At 59.5% G+C, this 5,588-nt stretch carries 2 protein-coding genes and 4 pseudogenes; 2 read left to right on the forward strand and 4 right to left on the reverse strand.

What is annotated here, in order from left to right; translation table 11 throughout:
- Positions 1-651: 651 nt before the first annotated feature.
- Positions 652-909: pseudogene (locus tag RZR99_RS31870) on the reverse strand (IS256 family transposase); the annotation flags it as partial.
- A gap of 60 nt (positions 910-969) precedes the next feature.
- Here RZR99_RS31870 and RZR99_RS31875 point away from each other — a divergent pair.
- Positions 970-1,353: pseudogene (locus RZR99_RS31875) on the forward strand (IS66 family transposase); the annotation flags it as partial.
- 61 nt (positions 1,354-1,414) lie between these two features.
- On the opposite strand, the gene RZR99_RS31880 reads toward RZR99_RS31875, so the two are convergent.
- Positions 1,415-2,962: a CocE/NonD family hydrolase gene (locus RZR99_RS31880; RefSeq protein WP_323123684.1), complete on the reverse strand. Its 1,548-nt coding sequence runs from the start codon at positions 2,960-2,962 to the stop codon at positions 1,415-1,417.
- Between the two features lie 398 nt (positions 2,963-3,360).
- Between RZR99_RS31880 and RZR99_RS31885 the strand changes: the two genes are divergently transcribed.
- A complete protein-coding gene (locus RZR99_RS31885) occupies positions 3,361-3,984 on the forward strand; it encodes a TetR/AcrR family transcriptional regulator (RefSeq protein WP_323123685.1) in 624 nt (207 codons plus the stop codon).
- Between the two features lie 102 nt (positions 3,985-4,086).
- On the opposite strand, the pseudogene RZR99_RS31890 reads toward RZR99_RS31885, so the two are convergent.
- Together RZR99_RS31890 and RZR99_RS31895 are read right to left on the reverse strand one after the other, a co-directional pair.
- Positions 4,087-4,397 (reverse strand): annotated as a pseudogene (locus tag RZR99_RS31890) (DDE-type integrase/transposase/recombinase); the annotation flags it as partial.
- 57 nt (positions 4,398-4,454) lie between these two features.
- Positions 4,455-5,184, reverse strand: a pseudogene (locus RZR99_RS31895) (IS6 family transposase).
- Between the last annotated feature and the right edge of the window lie 404 nt (positions 5,185-5,588).

The following is a 5,588-nucleotide window of genomic DNA, read 5'->3' on the forward strand; positions in this document are numbered from 1 at the left end:
CAGCTGGTCGAGGCCCAGCCGCTGTTGCACTACTTCGTGCATGACCGCGGCGGCGACCAGGACAACTTCGTGCAGATTGGGGTCTGGGAAGAGCAGGAGTGTGCGACGTGAAAGTCGCATCGTTCGTTGTTTCATCGTTGAAGTCAACGAGAGGAAACCGGGTGTTCCGTCACCCGTAGTCTATCGGTGCATGCGGCGCTGGCAACGGCGCCGTGTGAAGCCACCGAAACAAAGTAACCCGGCGCAGGCCGTGCTGAAGTCGTGAGACTGACGCGTCTCTGCCAGTGTCAATGCGGAGGGGTGCTGACTGGATGGCATGGTCAAGGTATCTGAATCGCTGATAAACATCGTCATCTTCGAAGAGCCAAAGGCACTGACAGGCTCTGCCCAAAATGGGAACGTAGTGGGTCCACCCTTGATTCCTTGGGGCGGCACGGACAGCAACACTACCGGTGAAAAGGCGGGACCTACACCATTCTTGCGAACGATGTGGAACACGGAAACCCTGTACCGCTGCCTGTCAAGGCAAGCTGACTGCGAGGGAGGCTGTTGGCGGTGCAGGCATGGGAGTGCGGAGAAAGCGAAGGTCAGCCTGTAACGGGCCGAATAGGGATTGCGTCGCAAGACAACATCACCCCACGCGAAAGCGTGGCCGTCTTCCGTCAATACCGTCTTGGCGCCATGGCCATTGCGCTGATTGGCAACGTGGGCGGGCTTGGCGCCGCCGGGCGGGTAGCCCAGGTGGTGGTTCATCTCACCACCCAGTGCTCGTTCGAACACGGCCTTCTTGAAGGCCAGCGACGCGGCGTGAATGGATTCGGCCGTCATCGGGCCGTTGCCGAATTGTTCCAACAGTTCAGGCGGGATCGCCGGCAGCTCTGCCGGTTTGGCTTTCGGTTTGCGGGGCATATTGACTCCTTGGCGTCATGATATGCCTCGAACACGAAATTAATGACAGGCCCCGCCACCGTCGAACACATGCTGATCGAGCATCTACCAAGCGTTGTGCCATCGAGTCTGCTTGGCAAGGCGCTGCAATACATGAGCAGACAGTGGCCCAAGCTGGTCCGCTACGTCGAAAACGGCAACTGGCCAATCTCGAACAACCTGTGTGAAAACGCGATCAGGCCGTTCGTCGGCGGCCGCAAGGGCTGGCTGTTTGCCGACACGGTCACCGGCGCGCAGGCCAGCGCCAACCTGTACTCCCTCGTCGAAACCTGCAAGGCGAACCGCATCGAGCCGTACCACTACCTTGTCTGGCTGTTCGCGAAGTTGCCGCTCGCCGCAACCGCCCACGACGCTCTCATGCCCTGGGCATGCACGCCACTCCCGACCTCTGAGGGGCGTCGTTAAAAGACCGCATACGAACGAACGGGCACAAGGCGCACGCCGTCCGTCGGAGCAGGAGCTCGCTTCAATGCAAAGGCACGGTCAGCGTGGACGGATTGGCGGCGGACGAACTGAAGGCGACCATGCCGCCGATTGTCGTCGCGCTGGCGTAGCGCGTATCCACCGTGCCGATCGCCAGCGCGATGCTGTTGCCGGCCGGAATATTCCAACTGTTCGCCTCGAGACGCACGTCGATCGTCTGCGCAACGCCAGACTGGACATCGCGCAATGAATAAGGCTTGTGAGCAAGCAGCTGTCCCACACCGTTCCGATCGACGCTGTACAGGTAGGCGTAGAGCGTCGTGTTGGCTTGACTCGGCGTCACCGTGACATGGAGCGTCGAAAATCCGTCGAGACGACGAGCGGCGGGCAGTGCCGGCCCCATCCATACCCCGGCCGCACCACGCAGAATCAGCGGAATCGACGTCTGGATCGGCACATCCAGGCCCTGCAGGAAACCCGACACGATGGCCGTGCCGGACGACGCAAGCGTCGGGATGCCAGTCGCAATCCCCGCACTCCACGGACCGCCCGAAGACGAGGCAAGCTGTCCAGTCGGAAGTAATCCTCCTTGGATACCCGTCAGGGAATAAGTCGTCGCTCCTTGTTGGACCGCCGGCCAGTCTGCGTATTCGTGCCAGACGCCGTCCTGCGAGCGCAGCCTCACACTGGACTCGGTGTCGACCCCGTTCGGCACGCCCTTGAGGTAGTGATCGAGCCAGTGCGTGGCCGCTTGATACACCTCATTCGGCAAACCCAGAGCCCCGATCACCTCCGCCGTGGCGTGATCGCCCTGACTGAACATGATGTGTTTGGGGCCGCTGATGCCCTTGAACAGATCGACGAATTGCCCGGGCGGGAACAGACTGTCGTTGAACGAGTTCGCCAGGAATACGGCCGTCCCGTTCGCATTCAGTTTCACTACATCGTTGATGGCACCGCGAATTGGAGCGGCGGGTACAACAATCATCACACCCTTCTCGTACTGCCCGGTCAGGACCGCCGCCGATGCACTGGCGAGCAGTGGCCCGGGACGACCTGTGATGGTGCTTAGCCCCGTCAGGAGCGTCAGGCCTTGGGCGCTGGGCGTTTGGTTCGCATATAACGACGCGACGAGATCACCCCATCCGCTCATTGCAGCTACCGCCTTGATCCGCGGATCACGCTCGGCGGCTAGCAGGCTGATGCCCGCGCCATAGGAAATGCCCGATGCGCCGATCGCCTTGGGATTGACGGGTGTATTCGCCAGCGCCCAGTCAATCACGGCGCTCACATCCTTGACCGTATCGGGACCAGCGATATCGATCAGGCCCTGTGAATCCCAGAAACCGCGCGAAGTGAAGCTCACCACGATATATCCGTTGCCGGCCATTTCGGCGCCGCGCCCCACGTACTCCAGATTCGGCGCGCCCCAGCTTGTGGGCATGACGACCAGCGGAAAAGGCCCCGCTCCTTGTCCCTGCGGCGCCATGACGACCGCGGACAATTGCGTGCCATCCCAGCTCGGAATACGTTGCGCCGTGATGGAAAATCCGCCGGCCCACACCGTCGGCGTGATCAACATCGCAACCATCCAAATCATCCAGGATCTCGCTGATTTCCACATACCTTCCTCCAGTTGTTTTTTATCGTTCAGCGCCCCACCTGGAACGGCAAAAAGCGCTTAACCCACCAAGGAAATTGAAGCCGCTCCGCACCATAAAAGCTTCCGAACCACAAAATCACCAATGCATCGAATTAATTTCGGAGTCCATATCTTTTATGCCGTAAAAACTTCCTCATCCACGATGCGCCTACCGCATATTCACCTCTTCCTACCAATAATGTAGGGTTACCTATATAAGATAGGAATACCTATGTTAGAGGGATTTGCAAGGGTCGTCAAGGCAAGGCATCGACGACACGTCGCGTCCCTGGACGATCTGTGCAAAAATATGTGAACTTCGCCTTTCTAGACTCCCCATCCCGGCCATGACATCGTTTCCGCGCAAGAAGGCGTCTCCCGTCCGCTCCCTCAGCAAGGAGGACTGGATCGCGGCAGCGACGGAGTTGCTGATCGGTAAAAGCGCGGATGAAATCCGGGTGGAGTCCCTCGCCAAGCAACTGCGCATCACGACGGGCAGCTTCTACTATCACTTCAAGGATCGCGGTGATCTATTGGCGCAGGTCCTGGAGAGTTGGCGGGAAAGCGCCACCGCACAGATCATTCGCCAATTGGAATTGGCCCATGCGGCTCCTCGGCAAATCGTCGAGGACATGCTCGCGCTACCCTTTCATGGGCATGCGGCACGGCGCGCGTCGATGATCGAATTATCGGTGCGGGTCTGGGGCAGGCAGGACGAGGCCGCACAGCGCGTGATCTCGGATGTCGACGCGCAGCGCCTCGCGTACGCCGAGCAATGCTTCCGCGCGCTGGGATGCTCGTCCGCAGAGTCGAAAGGTCGAGCCTTCAGCCTGTATGGCTACCTGATCAGCCAATCGATGCTGTGGCATATCGGGGATACCAAACAGAAGAAGGATCTGCTCGCGCACACGCGAAAGCTGCTGCTCGACGACTTGCCCGCCATAGAGCAAATTAATCGAAATGCCCGATAAGGTGATCGACTGTTGACGCTGACCGAGAAATACCCTTCGGTGGGGTACTGTCAGATTGTTCGGCGGCCGGACAAAGGACGAGTGAGGCGAGTATCGATCGGCTTACGCCGGCATCCGGTCGCATGCAGCTCTCTCCCAGGCCGCAAAGGCCTGGGCACGTGCCTCGCGTTTGCACTGCACGCTCCGACTGTAGCGGCACCCCATGAACAGGTTCGAAACCTGTCCGTGGACCGAGCAAAATCGTTGCAACTGCCGCGCCGATTTGAATCGCCGCATCACTTTCTCGCGCACTCGGGTCGGCTGGTGCGAATTTTCCGCCCGGTTGTTCAATCCCTTGTGCTGCCGATGCTCAACGTTCAGACGCCAGGGCGTTGTTCGCTGCTGCGCAACTTGTCCGTCACGATCACGCGAGGGCAGGGCATTGTCATGTTGGCGCTGGCGGGATAAAGCCGTAGTATTCAGCCGGTCGCTCAGGCTGCGAAAGACGGATTTTGGGTCATGCCAGTGAAAAGTTGCCAGGTTTCGAACTGCGTCGCGAGCTGCTTGCGATAGAGCGACGCGCGTAGCACATGACGTTTGAGCGCAAAGTGTTGCCGAATTGGGCCGAAGCACGACAAGAATACCTGCGTGCGCTGCGGATCTCGAAACCCGCGCATGCGACGCTCGCGTTCGCGGGTAGGCTGATGACTGTTCTCGGCACGGTTGTTCACGCCCGCCGCAGCTTTGACAAATACATGCTTCACATTCGCGAGTTCCGGAATGTCGGCCTTGACCGCCGGATAGCTGCGTAGCTGATCGGTGACGATCATGCGCGGTGCCGGGCAGGTGCGCAGCACCCGCTGAAAGAAACGTTTGACGGCGATTTTGTCGCACCGCTTCTGCAGCAGCACATCGAGTTCGGCACCATGTTCGTCGACAACGCGCCAAAGCAGGTAGGGCTCGCCGCGCAGCGACACCCCATCTCGTCCAGATGCCAGGTGCTGCCCGGCTTGCGCCGGGCGGCCTTGACGCGATGGGCGAACCCCGACCGAACTTGTCGCACCAGCGGCGGATCGTCTCATGGCTGACGATCACGCCACGCTCGAACAGCCACTCCTCAATGTCACGCAGGCTCAGCTGGAAGCTGAAATACCAACGCACGGCTTGGCTGATGATGGTTGCTGGAAATCGATGTCCACGATAGAGCGATGTCGTCTTCATCCCGTCATCCTACGCTAACGTGACAGTGCCCCCGATTGGCAGCGCGCTCGAAACTCAGTCAGCGCATGTTGCGCCGAACGGGACGACGCGTGACATCAGCAGGGTTTTGAACGTTTCTGACCAACTATCGAAGTACGTAACAACTGTGAATGTGAACAAATAATCTGCGAACGGTCAATCGTGTTCAGATGGAGCTATAGTGCGACTTTGCGGCATATTCGTTCCGCTCGACCACGAGTTGCATCGCGACAACACATGTTGGTACCGACTGAGAATTGATCAAGTAACGTAGGTAGGGGCCTCTTAGCGACTCCATTAATTCCCTTCCCACAACCCCAGATTGCCGAGGCTCGCCGCGAGCTTGAGCCGGGCGGTGCGCCACTTCGAGACGGCCAGCACGCGCT

It is taken from the genome of Burkholderia alba, assembly GCF_034721475.1.
Taxonomy (GTDB): domain Bacteria; phylum Pseudomonadota; class Gammaproteobacteria; order Burkholderiales; family Burkholderiaceae; genus Burkholderia; species Burkholderia alba.

Bases quoted from the DNA above. Each gene is read 5' to 3' on its own strand.
- RZR99_RS31880 (WP_323123684.1), bottom strand. From the start codon at position 2,962: ATGGTTGCGATGTTGATCACGCCGACGGTGTGGGCCGGCGGATTTTCC.
- RZR99_RS31885 (WP_323123685.1), top strand. From the start codon at position 3,361: ATGACATCGTTTCCGCGCAAGAAGGCGTCTCCCGTCCGCTCCCTCAGC.